This window comes from Streptomyces sp. BK340, assembly GCF_007827595.1.
Lineage (GTDB): Bacteria > Actinomycetota > Actinomycetes > Streptomycetales > Streptomycetaceae > Streptomyces.
Genome location: NZ_VISR01000022.1, coordinates 145,335 through 163,910, shown reverse-complemented (window position 1 = coordinate 163,910; position 18,576 = coordinate 145,335). Strand labels below are relative to the sequence as shown.

Sequence of the window (18,576 nt, the reverse complement as noted above, 5' to 3'; positions counted from 1 at the left end):
TCAGCGGGCGCTCGCCGAGTGGACGAAGTCCACGAGCCGGGTCAGCACGTCCGGGTCGGTGTTGGGCGGCACGCCGTGGCCGAGGTTGAAGACGTGACCCTCGAGACCGGCGGCCGCGTCCAGCACCTCGCGGGCCCTGGCCTCGACGGTGTCCTTGTCGGTGAACAGGACGGTCGGGTCGAGGTTGCCCTGCAGCGCCTTGCCGGGGCCGACACGGCGGACGGCCTCGTCCAGCGGGACGCGCCAGTCGACGCCGACGACATCCGCACCGGCCTCGCCCATGAGCCTGAGCAGCTCACCGGTGCCGACACCGAAGTGGATGCGCGGGACGCCGTACCCGGCGACGGCGTCGAACACCTTCGCCGAGGCGGGCATCACGGACTTCACGTAGTCGGCCGGGGCCAGCGCGCCGACCCAGGAGTCGAAGAGCTGGACGGCCGAGGCGCCCGCCTCGATCTGCACCTTCAGGAAGCCGGCCGTGATGTCGGCCAGGCGGTCCAGCAGGTCGGCCCACAGCTCGGGGTCGCCGTACATCATCGCCTTGGCGTTCTCGTACGTACGCGACGGACCGCCCTCGACCAGGTAGCTCGCGAGGGTGAAAGGCGCGCCCGCGAAACCGATCAGCGGGGTCGGGCCCAGCTCACGGGTGAGCAGTCCGATCGCCTCGGTGACGTAGGGGACGTCCTCGGGGGTGAGGTCGCGCAGCCGGGCGAGGTCGGCGCGGGTGCGGATCGGCTGTTCCACGACCGGGCCGACGCCGGGCTTGATGTCGAGGTCGAGGCCGATCGCCTTGAGCGGGACGACGATGTCGCTGAAGTAGATCGCCGCGTCCACGTTGTGGCGGCGCACCGGCTGCAGGGTGATCTCGGTGACCAGCTCGGGCCGCATGCAGGACTCCAGCATGGGGACGCCCTCACGCACCTTGCGGTACTCGGGCAGCGAGCGGCCGGCCTGACGCATGAACCACACGGGGGTGTGCGGCACGGGCTCGCGCCTGCACGCCTTGAGGAAGGCGCTGTCGTACGTGGCTGTCGGCTGCTGGCCCGTGGAGGCGTCGTTGGCGGTCACGGGGCAAGTCTCGCACGACGCCGTCGAGCGGAACGCACGTGGCCACGGCAACATCGGGCGCGGGGTGTGTTGCCCTGCACAAAGCCCCGGTTCCCCTTACTCTTCCCCGCATGGCTGCGGCTCAGGGACGACTGTCGGACGGCGCTGGCGGAATGGACGACGCGAAGGGGAACGCGGAGGCGGAGGGGCATGCGGGTGCGGCGGGGCCGCCGGCGTTCCGGGCCGCGGTCGAGGCGCTGCGGGCCGCGCGCCTGAGGCCGCAGGTCGAGGTGGAGCCGACGCCGGCTCCGCAGCGGCTGGCGCCGTACGCGTACGCGGTGGAGGCCGTGGTGGCCGACGGCGAGCAGGAGCTGGCCGACGGGCGGCTGGTGCTGCTGCACGACCCGGCCGGGCACGACGCCTGGCACGGTACGTTCCGGCTGGTGACGCTGGTGCGCGCGGAGCTGGAGCCGGAGATGGCGGCCGATCCGCTGCTGCCGGAGGTGTGCTGGTCGTGGCTGACCGGTGCGCTGCAGTCGCGCGGGCTGACGTACGGCGAGCCGAGCGGCACCGTCACACGTGCCAGCTCGCACTACTTCGGCGGTCTGTCCGAGCGCCCCGCGGCCTCGCAGATCGAGATCCGGGCTTCCTGGACGCCCCGCGAGGGCCTGGGCGGAGTGCCGGACACCGCCGGCCACCTGGCCTCGTGGTGCGATCTGCTGGCCCAGATCGGCGGGCTGCCCCCGGCCGGACCGGGCGACGCCTCGGTGGTGACCCTGCCGCAGCGCAGGGGTCCGCAGTCCCGGTGACGTGATCCCGGCCGTATCGGCATACTCCTCACGGGGCTCCGTAATCCTCATGGACCCCTTGTTGACCATCTCTTTGTCGATACGGCCACTTTGCGCACTCGAATCGCACCGGCCCGAACCGACTCGATCTTCGGATGATCGATCGCGTGTCCGAATTGCACGGATTGTTACTCACTAGATCGTGATCATTCTCTAAAGGCGGACGCGTTTGCTGCCGAAGACGACTGTGACCTTCAAAGCACGGTTCGTCCCGGCTTCATCCCCACAAGCCGGCCCCGTCCCCCCACCCCAGGAGGCCTGGTGTCCGTTCTCCTCGAGCAGCCCGCAAGCCTGGTCGCCTACCGCCCGAACAAGCCGACCGCCATGGTGGTCGTGGCCGACCCGCGCGTCCGCTCCACCGTCACCCGCCATCTGTGGGCGCTCGGTGTCCGCGACGTCATCGAGGCCTCGTCCATCGCGGAGGCTCGTCCCCGCATCGGCAACCCCCGCGACATCTGCGTCGCCGACGTCCACCTGCCCGACGGCTCCGGCCTGACCCTGCTGTCCGAGACCCGCGCCGCGGGCTGGCCCAACGGGCTGGCCCTCTCGGCCGCCGACGACATCGGCGCCGTCCGCAACGCCCTGGCCGGCGGGGTCAAGGGCTACGTCGTCACCGGCACCCGGACGAACATCGGGCTCCCCACCCGACCCGGCGCCGCCCCCCTCGGCGGCGCCGCCCGGATGCACCGCCGCCCCCCGGGTGCCCCGAGCCACCCGGGCGGCTACCGCGAGCTGTCCGGACGCGAGGTGGAGGTGCTGCGTCTGGTCGCGGAAGGCCAGTCCAACAAGGCCATCGGCGTCTCGATGGGCCTGTCCGCCCTGACCGTGAAGAGCCACCTCGCCCGCATCGCGCGCAAGCTCGGCACGGGCGACCGGGCCGGAATGGTCGCCGTGGCCCTGCGCACCGGAATCATCCACTGACCCCTGCCCCCTCCACCCCCGTCCTCGATCTCCCCGATCCCCCTGAACCGCTAAGCCCTTGAGCCCCTGACCGACACCGCCGCCGAACCGCTCGGCGGAGCCCCTGGTTCACGCATGTGAACCGTGAGTTTCACCGGCCTGACTGGTTTACGACCCTCCGGTGCCCGTCGACGGAACGTTCCGTCGACGGGCGCTGTCCACACACGGATACCCTTGACAGGTGACCGACGCCCAAGAGACCGCAGCAGACAGTGCCCTGCGCACCACCGGAGGCACTCCTCCGGACGACGCCGGATCTTCTGTGACGGGGGCGCCGACGCCACTTCTCGAACCCCGCGAGGGCATTCCGCCGGTGATCACCGACGAGAACGCCCTCGCCGAGGTGATCGCGGCCTTCGCCGCCGGCTCCGGCCCCGTCGCCGTCGACGCCGAGCGCGCCTCCGGCTACCGCTACGGCCAGCGCGCCTATCTGGTGCAGCTGCGCCGCGAGGGCGCCGGCACCGCGCTGATCGACCCCGTCGCCTGTCCCGACCTGTCAGGTCTCGGCGAGGCACTGTCCGGCGTCGAGTGGGTGCTGCACGCCGCCACCCAGGACCTGCCCTGTCTGCGCGAGATAGGCATGATGCCGACATCGTTGTTCGACACCGAGCTGGCCGGGCGGCTCGCCGGGTTCCCCCGGGTCGGCCTCGGCGCGATGGTCGAGGGCGTCCTCGGCTTCGTCCTGGAGAAGGGGCACTCGGCCGTCGACTGGTCCACCCGTCCGCTGCCCGAGCCGTGGCTGCGCTATGCCGCCCTGGACGTGGAACTCCTCGTCGACCTCAGGGACGCCCTGGAGAAGGAGCTGGACCGGCAGGGCAAGCTTGACTGGGCACGCCAGGAGTTCGACGCGATCGCGTCCGCTCCGCCCGCCGAGCCCCGCAAGGATCCGTGGCGCCGCACGTCCGGCATGCACAAGGTGCGCCGGCGCCGGCAGCTGGCCGTGGTGCGGGAGCTCTGGCAGACGCGGGACCGGATCGCCCAGCGACGGGATGTGTCGCCGGGCAAGGTGCTCTCGGACGCGGCCATCGTGGAGGCCGCGCTCTCTTTGCCGGGCAACGCGCACGCCCTGGCCATGCTGAACGGGTTCGGGCACCGGGTCGGGCGGCGACAGCTGGAGCAGTGGCAGGCGGCGGTCGACCGGGCCAAGGCCCTGCCGGACTCCGCACTGCCGCAGCCCGGGCAGCCGGTCGCCGGGCCGCCCCCGCCGCGGGCCTGGGCCGACAAGGACCCCGCGGCCGCGGCTCGGCTGTCCGCGGCTCGCGCGGGAGTGTCGGCTCTGGCCGAGCAGCTCAACATGCCCCAGGAGAACCTGGTCTCCCCGGACACGGTGCGAAGGATCTGCTGGGAGCCGCCGAAGGTGGTGGACGCCGGGTCCGTCGAGCTCGCACTGGCCGGTTACGGCGCGCGGGCCTGGCAGGTGGAGCAGGTCACGCCGGTGCTGGTGGCGGCGTTGTCGGCCAAGGGGGCCTGAGCGGCGCGCCAGGCCGTTCCTCACGCGAAACCGTTGCGGTACGGGCCGCGGAAGCGGAACAGGGACGTCGAGATCACGCCAAGATCCTGGGAGGGCATGCAGGGGACCCCGCGGGCTCGACGGCGCCACCGGGGATGTGACGTTCGCCGCTCCCGCCGCCGGGACTGGGCAGCTACGTTACTCATAAGTAGCATGGGGCCTGAGCGCGCGCTCAGCGCATCGCAGCAGTGCCATCCCGCACCTGGAGGAGAGCCATCGTGCCTCGTACCGTCAGGGACGTCGTCTTCGTCGACGGCGTCCGCACCCCGTTCGGCAAGGCGGGCCCGAAGGGCATCTACCACGAGACCCGCGCCGACGACCTCGTCGTGAAGGCGATCCGGGAGCTGCTGCGCCGCAACCCCGGGCTGGACCCGAAGAAGATCGACGAGGTCGCCATCGCCGCGACCACGCAGATCGGTGACCAGGGCCTGACCCTCGGCCGTACGGCCGGCATCCTCGCCGGTCTGCCGCAGTCCGTCCCGGGCTACTCGATCGACCGCATGTGCGCCGGCGCCCTGACCGCCGTGACGACCACCGCCGGTTCGATCGCGTTCGGCGCCTACGACGCCGTCATCGCCGGTGGTGTCGAGCACATGGGCCGCCACCCGATGGGCGAGGGCGTGGACCCGAACCCGCGGTTCGTCAGCGAGAAGCTGGTCGACGAGTCCGCCCTCTTCATGGGCATGACCGCCGAGAACCTGCACGACCGCTACCCGACCATCACCAAGCAGCGCGCCGACGAATACGCCGTGCGCTCGCAGGAGAAGGCCGCCAAGGCGTACGCCGACGGCAAGATCCAGCAGGACCTGGTGCCGATCTCGGTGCGCCGGACCAACCCCGAGGGCGGCGAGACCGGCTGGGGCCTGGTCACGGCCGACGAGCCGATGCGCCCGGGTACGACCCTGGAGAACCTGCAGGGCCTCAAGACCCCGTTCCGCGTGCACGGCCGGGTCACCGCCGGTAACGCGGCCGGTCTGAACGACGGCGCCACCGCCTCGATCATCGCGAGCGAGGACTTCGCCCGCGAGAACAACCTGCCGGTCAAGATGCGCCTGGTCTCCTACGCCTTCGCCGGCGTCGAGCCCGAGGTCATGGGCTACGGCCCGATCCCGGCCACGGAGAAGGCTCTCGCCCAGGCGGGCCTGTCCATCTCCGACATCGGTCTCTTCGAGATCAACGAGGCCTTCGCCGTCCAGGTCCTCGCCTTCCTGGAGCACTACGGCATCGCCGACGACGACGCGCGCGTCAACCAGTACGGCGGCGCCATCGCCTACGGCCACCCGCTGGCCTCCTCCGGTGTCCGTCTGATGACGCAGCTGGCCCGCCAGTTCGAGGAGCAGCCGCACGTCCGCTACGGCCTGAACACCATGTGCGTCGGCTTCGGCATGGGCGCGACGGTCATCTGGGAGAACCCGCACTTCGAGGGGGACAAGTGAGCACCACCGCTGAGCTTCTGAAGGGTGCGGCCGAGCTGTTCCCCGACGAGGTCGTGACGTCCGCGCACGTACGCCACCTCGACCTGCCGTTCGGTGCGGGGCGTTTTGCGCTCATCACCCTTGACAACGGCTTCGACCACACCAAGCCGACCACCTTCGGTCCGGCCTCGCTGGCGAACCTCAACACCGCGATCGACCAGGTCGAGGCGGAGGCCGCGGCCGGCGACATCGTCGGCGTCGGCATCACCGGCAAGCCGTTCATCTTCGCGGTCGGCGCCGACCTCAAGGGCGTCGAGCTGCTGAAGAAGCACGAGGACGCGCTGGCCATCGGCAAGGGCGGCCACGAGGTCTTCAAGCGCCTCGCGGCCCTCGCGGTCCCGACCTTCGCGTACTACAACGGTGCGGCGATGGGCGGCGGCGTCGAGGTCGGCCTGCACTGCTCCTACCGGACCGTCTCCAAGGCGATCCCGGCGTTCTCCCTCCCCGAGGTCTTCCTGGGCCTGGTCCCGGGCTGGGGCGGCTGCGCGCTGCTGCCGAACCTGATCGGCGCCGACAAGGCCGTCTCGGTGATCATCGAGAACAGCCTCAACCAGAACAAGCAGCTCAAGGGCCAGCAGGTCTTCGACCTCGGCATCGCGGACGCGATCTTCGAGGGCGCCGACTTCCTGGAGCAGTCGCTGATCTGGACCGCGAACGTCCTCAAGGGCGACGTCGAGGTCGAGCGCCCGGTGATCGACCGCGGCGAGGCCTGGGACCAGGCCGTCGCCAAGGGCCGCTTCATCGCGGACTCCAAGGTGCACGGGGCCGCTCCGGCCGCCTACCGCGCCCTGGACATCATCGCGGCCGCCAAGAACGGCGACCTGCAGCAGGGCTACGACGCCGAGGACGCCGCCCTCGCCGACCTGATCATGGGCGGCGAACTGCGCTCCGGCATCTACGCGTTCAACCTGGTGCAGAAGCGCGGCAAGCGTCCCGCGGGCGCCCCGGACAAGAACCTGGCCCGCCCGGTCACCAAGGTCGGCGTCGTCGGCGCCGGTCTGATGGCCAGCCAGCTCGCGCTGCTCTTCCTGCGCCGCCTGGAGGTGCCGGTCGTCCTGACCGACATCGATCAGGAGCGCGTCGACAAGGGTGTGGGCTACGTCCACGCCGAGATCGACAAGCTGCTCGGCAAGGGCCGGATCAACCAGGACAAGGCCAACCGCCTCAAGGCGCTGGTGACCGGTGTCCTGGACAAGGCCGAGGGCTTCTCGGACGCCGACTTCATCATCGAGGCGGTCTTCGAGGAGATCGGCGTCAAGCAGCAGGTGTTCGCCGAGGTCGAGGCGGTCGCCCCGGCGCACGCGATCCTCGCCACCAACACCTCCTCGCTGTCGGTCACGGAGATGGCGTCGAAGCTGCAGCACCCCGAGCGGGTCGTCGGCTTCCACTTCTTCAACCCGGTCGCGGTCCTGCCGCTGCTGGAGATCGTCCGCGGCGAGCAGACGGACGACGCCTCGCTGGCCACGGCCTTCGGCGTCGCCAAGAAGCTGAAGAAGACCGCGGTCCTCACCAAGGACGCCCCGGCGTTCGTCGTGAACCGCATCCTCACCCGCTTCATGGGCGAGATCCAGAACGTCATCGACGAGGGCACCCCGGTCGAGGTCGCCGAGAAGGCCATCGAGCCGCTCGGTCTGCCGATGTCCCCGCTGGTGCTGCTGGAGCTGGTCGGCCCCGCGATCGGTCTGCACGTCTCGGAGACCCTCAACCGGGCCTTCCCGGACCGCTTCACGGTCTCCCCGAACCTCGCGGCCGTCGTCAAGGCGGGCAAGCGCGGCTTCTACGTCTACGACAGCGGCAAGCCGGAGCTGGACCCGGAGGTCGCCGCGCTCCTGAAGCAGGGCGACACCGTCCTGACCGAGGAGCAGGTCCGCGACCGTGTCCTGGACGCGGTGGCGCAGGAGATCGGGCTCATGCTCGACGAGGGCGTCGTCGCCGAGGCCCAGGACATCGACCTCTGCCTCATCACGGGCGCCGGCTGGCCCTTCCACCTGGGCGGCATCACGCCGTACCTGGACCGTGAGGGCGTCTCGGAGCGCGTGAACGGCAAGAAGTTCCTCGCTCCCGGCGTGGCGAGCGTTCCCGCGTAACACCTGGTGACATGAAGGAGGGCCCCGCTTCGGCTGGGCCCTTCTGCATGGTCAGAGCGGCCGCCACGCCTGGAGCGCCAGCCCGGGTTCGTCCTTGCGTCCGGTCAGCAGGAGTTGGCCGGTGGACGGGGACAACGTTGCCGCCACCACCCGGTCGTCCTCGTCCACGGCCAGGGACACCAGCGCGTCCACCGGCAGGTGCGGACCCGACTCCGTCCACCACGCGCCCGCCGACTCCAGCTCGGTCGGGTAGGCGGCGAAGGCGACGCGGCCGCTCGCCGAGCGCTGGGCCAGCAACGTGCAGTCATGGCCGTCGAGCTCGCAGCGGACCGCCGCCACCCGGCCGGAACCCGCCGCGGGGAGCAGGGCGACCGGCTTGGTGCCGGGGCGCCAGGCACACAGGTCGCCCGAGTCGTCGGTGTAGTAGACCGTCGTGCTGGCGGGGGATGTGGCCAGGGCGTGCAGGGTGCCGGGGCGCACAGCCGTCTCCAGGGCCTCCTGGAGCACCGGCCGGGCGCCCGGCTCCTCCTGACGCCAGTACAGGACGACACCCGGGGCGGCCGCGTAGAGCTCGACCCTGCCGGACTCCCCCGTCACCGCCGCCAGGCCCTCCTGGACCTCATGGCCCTTCAGGTCCCGCCAGGGCTCCCAGCCGCCCTTCTCCTTCTGTGCCAGCAGGCTCACCCCGCCGCCCTTGTTCCGTACGAAGACATGGGCGCGGCCCTGCGCGTCCACGGCGACGGCGGGGGTGCCGGTGCGGTCGCCCTTCTTGTCCGGGTGGCCGATCGGGCTCCAGTCCAGGGCCGCGAGGCGCGGACGGAAGTGGGTGGAGTGCACCAGGCCCGACTCGCCCTTGGTGGTGGACCGCCAGGAGACCAGGTGGGCGTAGCCGTCGGCGCCCTGGCCGACGGCGAGTACGGGGTGGAGTTTCTGGTCCCCGCCCACCTTGTGCGGGTCGGTCCAGGGACCGCCGTCCGGGCCGCGCTCCGTCCGGCACAGGACGGCGTCACCCGACAGCTGGTAGACACTGAGGCGGCCGTCACGGCCGCGTAGGAGCCAGTCGCCGTTCACCGGTTCACTCTAAGCGGCCCTGGTCGCAGGCCGGGGCCCGCCCCCTCGCGGGTGGCGTGGGAACCTTGCCCCATGGACGCCCCCCTCGGTTCCCCGGACCCGGACGGCCCGCTGCTTGTGATCGTCGACGGCGCGAACGTCGTCGGGTCGCGGCCCGACGGCTGGTGGCGGGACCGCAGGGGCGCCGCCGAGCGGCTGCGGGACCGGCTGGCCAGTGAGGGGCTGCCGGGTCATGAGGGTGCCGTGGAGCTGGTGCTCGTGGTCGAGGGCGCCGCCCGTGGCGTGGAGTCGGTGCCCGGAGTGCGGGTCGCGGAGGCGCCCGGCAGCGGGGACGACCGGATCGTGGAGCTGACCGCCGAGCACCCCGGCCGGGCCCGTCTCGTGGTCACGGCCGACCGTGAACTGCGGCGCCGGGTGACCGAACTGGGCGCGGAGGTGACCGGGCCGCGCACCGTCCTCGGCTGAGCGGGCAGAGGCGGATCTACCACTCGGCCAACGCCACGAACAGGGTGAGGACACCGGCGATCCCGACGACTCCGAGGGCGGTTCCGGCGACGGCTGTCCACATGCGGCCGATCCCCCGGCGGGCGTAGTGGACGCCCGCGAGGCCGAAGGTGAGGGCGAGCGGTGCCGCCATGAACGACCACGGCAGTACGGCCAGCATGAGGGAGGGCCAGGCGCCGATGGCCGCGACGACCCCGAAGACGAGTGAGGTGGGGCCCAGGGCGACGGCGGGTGAGTCCTTGTGGCCCGGCGCGGTCGGTACGTACATGAGATCCCCCTGAATTGAACGTGTTCAAATCACTGCGGTCAGCATAACAGCAGGGCCGCCGGGCGCCACGGCCAACTCCCCCTCAGCCGCGCGGAATCCGGGCATAGAGCACCGCCCCGTCCACCGTCCCCACCTCCTCGTAGCCTGCGTCCAGCACCCGGCGCAGGCTCGGCACGCGGTCGGGTGCGTACGGCTTGCCGCGGGAGTCGTCCACGACGAGAGCGGGGGCGTGTGCGGTCAGCTCCGCCCGGAAGACGGGCCAGGCGCCCTCGACCGCGTACTTCTCGCCGACCTCGGGGGCGTCGCGGCCGCCGCTGTAGTTGGTGAGCAGGCCCGCGGTGAGGTAGCGGCTGGCGGGAGTGCGGCGGGCCAGCCAGTACGTCTCCGGGTGCATGCCCCACACGAGGACGCGGTCGGCGGGCACGGTGCGCTGGGCGAGGGCCGCGGCGAGGCGCTGGGCGTGGGCGAGTTCGGGGCGCGGCGCGAGCAGGCCCCAGGCGAGGAACAGGGCGCAGCAGCAGGCCGAGGTGAAGACGGCGGCCGCCGGCCGCTCGCGGGGCTCCGCCCGCAGAGCGGCCGTGGCCAGCAGGGCGGCGGGCGGGGTGAGTTGCAGGTAATAGTGGCCGAAGAAGTGGAAGCCGAGGGTGACGGCGACGGCCGAGGACGCCAGCCACAGCCACAGGTCGGCCGCGTCGGCCATGCCCGTGCGGGCGGTGCGGCAGGCACGCAGGGACCGTACGACAGGTGGGATCAGGCCTGCGCAGGCCACGGCCAGCAGTGCGGTGTTGGCCAGGCCACGGCCGAGGGCGTGGAGTTCCGAGCCGGTGAAGGAGGCGTAGGCGGCGGAGCCGGTGACCGTCCAGAACAGGAATCCGGCGGGGTCCGTGACCAGGGCCGCGCACAGCACCGGTACGGCGAACCCGGTCCCGAGCCGCAGCGCGCCCGCGCCCGGGATGCCGGCACGGTGCAGCAGCCAGGCCACCGGCAGCAGCACGGCGCCGCCGGTCTGCTTGGCGAGGAAGGCACAGGCGACGGCGGCCCCGGCCGCGCCCCAGCGGCCGCGGTCCGCGCACCACAGGGCCGCCGCCGTGGCGGGCAGTATGAACACCTCGAAGGTGGCGGCCTGTGCGTCCTCGGGGTTGAGGCCGACGGACACCAGCAGGTACAGCACGCCCGCGGTACGGCCCGCCGTACCGCCCCAGCGGCGCCGCGCCAGGGAGGCGAGCAGCGCGGCCGTGAGCGTCTGTGCGAGGACCGCCAGCACCCGCACCGGCGTGAGGGAGCCGGAGCCGCAGACCGCGAAGGCGGCCTCGTACAGCCAGGGCACCAGCGGGGGTTTGCGGTCCACGACGGTCTCGTACAGGTGCCCGCCGTGGGCGAGGAGGCGGGCCTGTACGGCGAGATAGCCCTCGTCGGGGTTCCACACCGGCCCGACGAAGGAGGGCACCCGGGTGACGCAGGCCAGGACCGCGAGGGCGGGCAGCAGCCGCGTCCAGTACGCCGTCCTGGTCGTCACGGACCGTGCGGGGGCGAGCGGGGCGGCAAGCATGGGGAGCACGTTATCCGGACCCGCAGTTCCCACTGAAGCAGGACATACGGGGCCGTATCAGAGACCGGGGTGGTTACTTGTCGTTGCCGTTCGGCGGGTTCATGACCTGGCCGACGGTGGTCTCCTCCTGCCGGGCGAGGCGGCTGTGCGAGCGGCCGTAGAGGAAGTAGACGAAACAGCCGATGACCATCCAGATGGCGAACCGGAGCCAGGTCTCGGCGGGCAGGTTCAGCATGAGCCACAGGGTCGCGGCGACGGACACGATCGGGATGACCGGCACCCACGGGGTGCGGAAGGACCGGTGCAGGTCCGGGCGGGTGCGGCGGAGGACGACCACGCCGACCGCGACGACGACGAAGGCGAACAGCGTGCCGATGTTCACCAGTTCGGCCAGCTCGCTCAGGCTGGTGAAGCCCGCGATGACGGCGATGAGCACGCCGAGCAGGATGGTCGGCCGGTGCGGGGTGCGGAAACGCGGGTGGACGATGGAGAAGAAGCGGGGCAGCAGGCCGTCGCGGCTCATCGCGAAGAAGACCCGGGTCTGGCCGAGCAGCAGGATCATGCAGACCGTGGTCAGGCCGATGACGGCGCCGAAGCTGATCGCGCCCGCGTACCAGGGGTGGCCGTTGGCCTTGAAGGCGTCGGCGAGCGGGGCGTCGACGGACAGCTCGCTGTAGTGCTGCATGCCGGTGACGACGATGGACACCGCCACATAGAGCGCCGTGCAGATGAACAGGGAGCCGAGGATGCCGCGCGGCATGTCCCGCTGCGGGTTCTTGGTCTCCTCGGCCGCGGTGGCCACGACGTCGAAGCCGATGAAGGCGAAGAAGACCACGGAGGCGGCGGTGAAGATGCCCATCACCCCGAAGTTGGACGGCGCCCAGCCGGCGATCAGCTGGATGAGGGGCGCCTTGAGAGTGCCCCCGGCCTGCACCGTCTGGGCCTTGGGGATGAACGGCTTGTAGTTGTCGCTGTTGATGAAGAAGGCACCGGCGACGATCACGATCAGGACGACCGCCACCTTGATGGCGACGACGACCTCGGTGACCCGCGCGGACAGCTTCATGCCGATGACGAGGATGGCGGTGAGCACCAGGACCAGCCCGGCCGCGAGAACGTCGAAGCCGAAGCCCGTGGCCCCGTCCCGGCCGGCGAGATAGTCGGGCAGGTGCCAGCCCGCGTTGTCCAGCAGCGAACGCATGTATCCGGACCAGCCGACGGCGACCACCGCCGTGCCGAGCGCGAACTCCAGGACCAGGTCCCAGCCGATGATCCAGGCGGGCAGTTCACCGATAGAGGCGTACGAGAAGGTGTACGCGGACCCGGCCACCGGGACCGTGGAGGCGAATTCCGCGTAGCACAGCGCGGCGAGGGCGCAGACGACGCCGGCCACCACGAAGCCCAGGGAGACCGCGGGACCCGCGGTCTCCCTCGCGACCTTGCCGGTGAGGACGAAAATGCCGGTGCCGATGATGACACCGACACCGAACACGGTCAGGTCCAGCGCGGTCAGGGACTTCTTGAGCGCGTGTTCTGGCTCCTCGGTGTCGAGGATGGACTGCTCGACCTTCTTCGTCCGGAAGAGGCTGTTGCTCACGGGGCCTACCTCCCACGCGCTCGTCGTCCTCGACATGATCGAGAGGGCTGGGGATGCGTCTGCCCCGGCACAGGCAGGTTCACGCAAAAGGACCGGCTCCGCCACCTGGGAAGGCGGCGAAACCGGCCATCCGGGGTTTTCCCGAAATTGCCTAGTCGCGGGCGGTTTCCACGGAGTCGACCTCGTCGGCCGTGCGGTCGAACCGGCCGTCCAGCCTGGCGACCAGTCCGGTGACCTGGCGGGCGATGTCGGGCGCGGTCAGCCCGATCTCGGCCATGACCTCCGCGCGGGAGGCGTGGTCGAGGAAGCGCGGCGGGATGCCGAAGTCGCGCAACGGCACGTCCACGCCCGCGTCCCTGAGGGCCTGGGCGACCGCGGAGCCGACACCGCCGACGCGGCTGTTGTCCTCGACGGTGACGACGACCCGGTGCCGCTCGGCCAGCGGGGCCATGGCCTCGTCGACGGGCTTGACCCAGCGCGGGTCGACGACGGTGGTGGAGATCCCCTGCTTGTCGAGCAGGCCGGCGATCTCCAGGCACATCGGGGCGAGAGCGCCCACGGAGACCAGCAGCACGTCCGGGCGTTCGGTGCCCGGCTCGCGCAGCACGTCCATGCCGCCGACCCGGCGCACGGCCGGTACGGCGGGGCCCACGGCGCCCTTGGAGAAGCGCACCACGGTCGGCGCGTCCTCGACGGCGACGGCCTCGCGCAGCTGCGCCCGCACCTGGTCGGCGTCGCGCGGGGCGGCCAGCCGGAGCCCGGGCACGACCTGCAGGATCGACATGTCCCACATGCCGTTGTGGGAGGCGCCGTCGGTGCCGGTGACACCGGCCCGGTCCAGCACGAAGGTCACCCCGCACTTGTGCAGGGCCACGTCCATCAGGACCTGGTCGAAGGCGCGGTTGAGGAAGGTGGCGTAGACGGCGAACACCGGGTGCACACCGGCGTGGGCCAGGCCCGCCGCGGAGACGGCGCCGTGCTGCTCGGCGATGCCGACGTCGTAGATCCGGTCCGGGAAGGTGTCCGCGAACTTCTTGAGGCCGACGGGCTGCAGCATCGCCGCCGTGATGGCCACGATGTCCTCGCGCTCCTTGCCGAGCTCGACCATCTCGTCGCCGAAGACGGAGGTCCAGTCGGCGCCCGAGGCCTTGACCGGCAGGCCCGTGTCGGGGTGGATGGGACCGATGCCGTGGAAGCGGTCGGCCTCGTCCTGGAGGGCGGGCTGGTAGCCGCGGCCCTTCTCGGTCAGGCAGTGCACGATGACCGGCCCGCCGAACCGCTTGGCCCGCGCCAGCGCGGACTCCAGCGCCTCGATGTCGTGGCCGTCGATGGGACCGACGTACTTCAGACCCAGGTCCTCGAACATGCCCTGCGGGGCGATGAAGTCCTTCAGCCCCTTCTTGGCGCCGTGCAGGGTCTCGTACAGCGGCCTTCCGACCACCGGGGTGCGGTCGAGGATGTCCTTCGTCCGGGCCAGGAAGCGCTCGTAGCCGTCGGTCGTGCGCAGGGTGGCCAGGTGGTTGGCGAGGCCGCCGATGGTCGGGGCGTAGGAGCGCTCGTTGTCGTTGACGACGATGACGAGCGGGCGGTCCTTGGCCTCGGCGATGTTGTTCAGCGCCTCCCAGGCCATGCCGCCGGTCAGCGCACCGTCACCGATGACGGCGACGACGCGGCTGTCCCGCTTCTTCAGCTGGTTGGCCTTGGCGATGCCGTCGGCCCAGCCGAGCACGGTGGACGCGTGGCTGTTCTCGATGACGTCGTGCTCGGACTCGGCCTGCGCGGGGTAACCGGACAGACCGCCCTTCATCTTCAGCCGGGAGAAGTCCTGCCGGCCCGTGAGGAGCTTGTGCACGTAGGACTGGTGGCCCGTGTCCCACAGCACCTTGTCCTTCGGGGACTCGAAGACGCGGTGCAGGGCGATGGTGAGCTCGACCACACCGAGGTTGGGGCCGAGGTGGCCGCCTGTCTTGGAGACGGCGTCGACGAGGAAGGTCCGGATCTCCTCTGCCAGCTGGTCCAGCTCCTCCAGGCTGAGCCGGTCCAGATCGCGCGGTCCCCTGATGCGGGTCAGCAGCGGCACCCGTGCCTCCTTGCAAGTAGAGCTGATCGAGCTGTTGCCGGGCTTGACGAGTCTAATGTTCCGGCTTTGCAGGACACGACAGTGCCCGGCACCTTTGAGGCACCGGGCAACTGTCCGACTCTAAGGCGCGCTACGCGCGGCCCGCGGTCTTCTGTGTCTTCCGCGTGATGGAGTCGATGACCACGGTGGTCAGCAGAACCGCGGCGGTGATCATGTACTTCACCGGCTCCGCGATGGACTCCAGCTGAAGACCGTACTGGATCGACACGATCACCAGCACACCCAGGAGGGCGTTCCAGGTACGACCCCGGCCGCCGAAGAGCGAGGTACCACCGATGACGGCCGCGGCGATCGCGTTCATCAGCAGGTCACCCGTACCGGCGCTCTGGTTGGCGGAGGCGATCTTCGAGGCCAGGAAGAGGCCGCCGATCGCCGCGAACCCGCCGGAGATGGCGAAGACGGAGATGCGCACCGCGGTGACGTTGATACCGGCACGGCGCGAGGCCTCGACGCTGCCACCGAGCGCGAAGATCTTGCGGCCGTAGGCGGTGCGCCGCAGGAGGAAGTCGGTGGCGACCAGGAACGCGAGGAAGATCACGGTGGCCAGCGGCAGGCCCTTGTACTGGTTGTACATGTAGGCACCGGCGAAGGAGACCACGGCCAGCAGGGCGGTGCGCAGGATCGTGTCGCTCAGCGGCCGGGACGGGACACCCGCGGCCTCCCGGCGGCGGTTGCCCAGGAAGGAGCTGATGAAGAACAGCGCGACCACGACGACCGCGAGCCCGTAGGCGGCGGCCACGTCCTCGAAGGTGTACGTGGTGAGCTTGCCGATCAGACCGTCGCTGTCGAGGTTGATCGTGCCGTCCTCGCCCAGCACCTTGAGCATGAAGCCGAGCCAGAACAGCAGACCGGCCAGGGTCACGGCGAAGGCGGGCGCGCCGAGCACCGCGAAGAAGAAGCCGTGCAGCGCGCCGATGGCGGCACCGACGGCGATGGCGACGAGCACGGCGAGCCACTCGGGCCAGCCCTGGTTGACCGTGAGGACGGCCGCGAGGGCGCTGGCCGCGCCACTGACCGAGCCGACCGACAGGTCGATCTCACCGAGCAGCAGCACGAAGACGATGCCCACGGAGATCATGCCCGTGCCGACCATCGTGACCGTGATGTTGCTGATGTTCTGCGCCGAGAGGAACTCGGAGTTCAGGACCTGGAAGATGATGCAGATGATCGCGAGGCCCAGGACGACCGGGAGGGAACCCAGCTCACCGGCCTTCATCTTGCGCTTGAACTCGGTCCAGTAGCCGAGCAGGCCCTGCTCGCGCACCAGCAGGCGCGGGTCGACCGCGGTGACCGCGGCGGCCGCGGCCTCGGGGTTCACGACGGGCGCGTCCGCGCCGGCGTCGGTCTTGTCCACGTTCGCGGAGGTCTTGTCGATGCTCACTTGGAAACCTCCCCGGACGTGCGCGCCGCACGGCGGGTCACGGCGTTGTCGGTGGCGCCGGTGATGGCGGAGATGATCTCCTCCTGCGAGGTCGACTTGACCTCGAAGACGCCGTTGTTGCGGCCGAGGCGCAGAACGGCGACCTTGTCGGCCACCGCCTTCACGTCCGCCATGTTGTGGCTGATGAGGATGACGGCGTGACCGCGCTCGCGCAGGCGCTCCACGAGGTCGAGGACCTGGGCGGTCTGCTCGACACCGAGGGCGGCGGTGGGCTCGTCCAGGATGACCAGCTTGGGGTCGCCGAGCATCGAACGGGCGATGGCCACGGTCTGGCGCTGACCGCCGGAGAGCGAGGCGATCGGGATGCGGACGCTCGGGATGCGGATCGAGAGCGTGGTGAGCAGCTCGCGGGCGCGGCGCTCCATCTCCACCTCGTCCAGGACGCCCCACTTCCTCAGCTCGCGGCCGAGGAACAGGTTGCCGACGACGTCGATGTTGTCGCACAGCGCGAGGTCCTGGTACACCGTCGCGATGCCCAGGGCCTGGGCGTCGTGCGGCCTGCTGATCGAAACAGGCTTGCCGTCCCATTCGATGACGCCCTCATCGATGGGGTGCACGCCGGCGATCGTCTTGACCAGCGTGGACTTTCCGGCTCCGTTGTCGCCCACGAGGGCGACCACCTCACCGGCGTGGATCTCAAGCTCTACGTCGGTGAGCGCCTGAACGGCACCGAATCGCTTGGAGACCCCGCGCAACGCCAGCACGGGCGTAGCGGACACGTGAACCATCTCCTTCGCCGCCTGACCCGGCGGGAGGTTGTGCAGAAGTTTGGGGGAATTCCGTCCGGCGCCCCGCGCCGAGCTTGCGGGGCTGTCCGATGCGCGGGGCGCCGGAGGAGCCTGAGTCAGTCCGTCCGGTCCCGGACGGGCGTTCGGGGTGCGAATGCCCGTGACCGGGAGGGGACTTGGGGACTGCTTAGTTGATGCCGAGCTTGTCGCAGGCGGACTTGTACTTGCCCGTGCAGATGTCGGCGGCCGTGTAGACGCCGTCCTTGATGACGGTGTCCTTGATGTTGTCCTTGGTCAGCGAGGTGACCGGGACCAGGACCGACGCGACGTCCTTGGCGGAGCCGGAGGAGACCTTGTCCTTGGCGACGGAGTCGAGCGACTTGCCCTGGGCGAGGTACACGGCCATCGTGGCGGCGGCGTCGGCCTCGGGGGCGTACGGCTTGTAGACGCTCATGTACTGCTCACCGGAGACGATGCGCTGCACACCGGCCAGCTCGGCGTCCTGGCCGGTGACCGGGACGGAGAGGCCCGCGGCCTTCAGGGCGGTGATGATACCGCCGGCCATGCCGTCGTTCGCGGAGTAGACACCCGCGATCTTGCCCTTGCCGACCGCGGAGATCGCCGACTCCATCTCGGAGTTGGCGTTGTCCGGCGACCACTCCTTGGTGTCGTACTCCTTGGCGATGGTGACCTTGCCGTCGAGGACGGAGTGCGCGCCCTTCTTGAACATGGCGGCGTTCGGGTCCGTCACCGAGCCGTTCACCATGACGATCTTGGAGGACTTGGTGGCCTTGCTGCCCAGCGCCTTCAGCAGGGCCGCGCCCTGGGTCTTGCCGACCTCCTCGTTGTCGAACGAGGTGTAGGCGCTGATCGGGCCCTCGGCGAGGCGGTCGTACGCGACGACCTTGATGCCGGCGTCCACGGCCTTCTGGACGGAGTTCTGGATGGCCTTGGCGTCCACCGCGTCCAGGATCAGGACGTCCACCTTGTTGGTGATCATGGTGTCGACCTGCTGCGCCTGCAGGTTCGCGTCCTGACGGGCGTTGTTGTACTGGAAGTCCGCCTTGTTGTTCGTCAGCTCCATGATCTTCTTCTCGATCAGCGGCTTGTCGAACTTCTCGTAGCGGGCGGTCTTGTTCTCCGGAAGCAGGAGACCGACCTTGATGTTGTCGCCCTTCTTGGCGGACGCCGAGGAAGAGCTGTCGCTGCCCTTGGACTCCTTGGCACTGCCACAGGCGGCCAGCGAAACGGCCATGGCACCAGCAGCAACGGCGAAGGCCGCACGACGCATACGCATGTTCACTCTTTGAAACCTCCCTGACGAGGCCGCGTCGTTGCGGCCGAGGTGGCT

15 protein-coding genes are annotated in these 18,576 nt (G+C 70.5%); 6 read left to right on the top strand and 9 right to left on the bottom strand.

What is annotated here, in order from left to right; genetic code table 11:
• Window positions 1–1,068, bottom strand: coding sequence for a uroporphyrinogen decarboxylase (gene hemE / locus FB157_RS32060; protein ID WP_145884160.1), 1,068 nt, complete (start codon window positions 1,066–1,068; stop codon window positions 1–3).
• A gap of 110 nt (window positions 1,069–1,178) precedes the next feature.
• On the opposite strand from hemE, the gene FB157_RS32055 reads away from it, so the two are divergent.
• The 5 genes from FB157_RS32055 to FB157_RS32035 all read left to right on the top strand — a co-directional run bounded on the left by FB157_RS32055 (window position 1,179) and on the right by FB157_RS32035 (window position 7,927).
• The gene (locus tag FB157_RS32055; RefSeq protein WP_145884159.1) at window positions 1,179–1,856 is read left to right on the top strand and encodes a DUF3000 domain-containing protein; all 678 of its coding nucleotides are present in this window, start codon (window positions 1,179–1,181) and stop codon (window positions 1,854–1,856) included.
• A gap of 300 nt (window positions 1,857–2,156) precedes the next feature.
• Complete coding sequence (locus FB157_RS32050) at window positions 2,157–2,816, top strand: response regulator transcription factor (RefSeq protein WP_046419368.1); 660 nt, start codon at window positions 2,157–2,159, stop codon at window positions 2,814–2,816.
• 220 nt (window positions 2,817–3,036) lie between these two features.
• The gene (locus FB157_RS32045; RefSeq protein ID WP_145884158.1) at window positions 3,037–4,326 is read left to right on the top strand and encodes a ribonuclease D; all 1,290 of its coding nucleotides are present in this window, start codon (window positions 3,037–3,039) and stop codon (window positions 4,324–4,326) included.
• 257 nt (window positions 4,327–4,583) lie between these two features.
• Entirely contained in the window at window positions 4,584–5,801 is a 1,218-nt protein-coding gene (locus tag FB157_RS32040; RefSeq protein ID WP_145884157.1) for an acetyl-CoA C-acyltransferase, read from the top strand.
• On the top strand, window positions 5,798–7,927 hold the full coding sequence (locus FB157_RS32035) for a 3-hydroxyacyl-CoA dehydrogenase NAD-binding domain-containing protein (RefSeq protein WP_145884156.1): 2,130 nt from the start codon (window positions 5,798–5,800) through the stop codon (window positions 7,925–7,927). The genes FB157_RS32040 and FB157_RS32035 overlap by 4 nt, the downstream gene beginning before the upstream one ends.
• 51 nt (window positions 7,928–7,978) lie before the next feature.
• On the opposite strand, the gene FB157_RS32030 is transcribed toward FB157_RS32035, so the two are convergent.
• On the bottom strand, window positions 7,979–8,998 hold the full coding sequence (locus FB157_RS32030) for a hypothetical protein (RefSeq protein ID WP_145884155.1): 1,020 nt from the start codon (window positions 8,996–8,998) through the stop codon (window positions 7,979–7,981).
• 72 nt (window positions 8,999–9,070) lie between these two features.
• On the opposite strand from FB157_RS32030, the gene FB157_RS32025 reads away from it, so the two are divergent.
• The gene (locus FB157_RS32025) at window positions 9,071–9,463 is read left to right on the top strand and encodes an NYN domain-containing protein (protein ID WP_145884154.1); all 393 of its coding nucleotides are present in this window, start codon (window positions 9,071–9,073) and stop codon (window positions 9,461–9,463) included.
• 16 nt (window positions 9,464–9,479) lie between these two features.
• Here the strand turns inward: FB157_RS32025 and FB157_RS32020 are convergent, their stop codons facing one another.
• From FB157_RS32020 to FB157_RS31990, 7 genes are all read right to left on the bottom strand, one after another.
• Complete coding sequence (locus FB157_RS32020) at window positions 9,480–9,770, bottom strand: hypothetical protein (RefSeq protein WP_145884153.1); 291 nt, start codon at window positions 9,768–9,770, stop codon at window positions 9,480–9,482.
• Between the two features lie 82 nt (window positions 9,771–9,852).
• The gene (locus FB157_RS32015; RefSeq protein ID WP_145884152.1) at window positions 9,853–11,319 is read right to left on the bottom strand and encodes a glycosyltransferase family 39 protein; all 1,467 of its coding nucleotides are present in this window, start codon (window positions 11,317–11,319) and stop codon (window positions 9,853–9,855) included.
• A gap of 73 nt (window positions 11,320–11,392) precedes the next feature.
• A complete protein-coding gene (locus FB157_RS32010; protein WP_145884151.1) occupies window positions 11,393–12,916 on the bottom strand; it encodes an amino acid permease in 1,524 nt (507 codons plus the stop codon).
• A gap of 151 nt (window positions 12,917–13,067) precedes the next feature.
• The gene (gene dxs / locus FB157_RS32005; protein WP_145884150.1) at window positions 13,068–14,996 is read right to left on the bottom strand and encodes a 1-deoxy-D-xylulose-5-phosphate synthase; all 1,929 of its coding nucleotides are present in this window, start codon (window positions 14,994–14,996) and stop codon (window positions 13,068–13,070) included.
• A gap of 130 nt (window positions 14,997–15,126) precedes the next feature.
• Window positions 15,127–16,437: a sugar ABC transporter permease gene (locus tag FB157_RS32000; RefSeq protein ID WP_145884149.1), complete on the bottom strand. Its 1,311-nt coding sequence runs from the start codon at window positions 16,435–16,437 to the stop codon at window positions 15,127–15,129.
• The gene (locus tag FB157_RS31995) at window positions 16,434–17,225 is read right to left on the bottom strand and encodes an ATP-binding cassette domain-containing protein (RefSeq protein WP_186581785.1); all 792 of its coding nucleotides are present in this window, start codon (window positions 17,223–17,225) and stop codon (window positions 16,434–16,436) included. Before FB157_RS31995 ends, FB157_RS32000 begins: the two co-directional genes overlap by 4 nt.
• Window positions 17,226–17,412: 187 nt before the next feature.
• Window positions 17,413–18,516 (bottom strand): sugar ABC transporter substrate-binding protein, encoded by a 1,104-nt coding sequence (locus FB157_RS31990; protein WP_186581786.1) that lies wholly within the window; start codon window positions 18,514–18,516, stop codon window positions 17,413–17,415.
• Window positions 18,517–18,576 lie beyond the last annotated feature (60 nt).

Bases quoted from the DNA above. Each gene is read 5' to 3' on its own strand.
- FB157_RS32055 (WP_145884159.1), top strand. From the start codon at position 1,179: ATGGCTGCGGCTCAGGGACGACTGTCGGACGGCGCTGGCGGAATGGAC.
- FB157_RS32025 (WP_145884154.1), top strand. From the start codon at position 9,071: ATGGACGCCCCCCTCGGTTCCCCGGACCCGGACGGCCCGCTGCTTGTG.
- FB157_RS32020 (WP_145884153.1), bottom strand. From the start codon at position 9,770: ATGTACGTACCGACCGCGCCGGGCCACAAGGACTCACCCGCCGTCGCC.
- FB157_RS32015 (WP_145884152.1), bottom strand. From the start codon at position 11,319: ATGCTTGCCGCCCCGCTCGCCCCCGCACGGTCCGTGACGACCAGGACG.
- FB157_RS31995 (WP_186581785.1), bottom strand. From the start codon at position 17,225: ATGGTTCACGTGTCCGCTACGCCCGTGCTGGCGTTGCGCGGGGTCTCC.
- FB157_RS31990 (WP_186581786.1), bottom strand. From the start codon at position 18,516: ATGCGTCGTGCGGCCTTCGCCGTTGCTGCTGGTGCCATGGCCGTTTCG.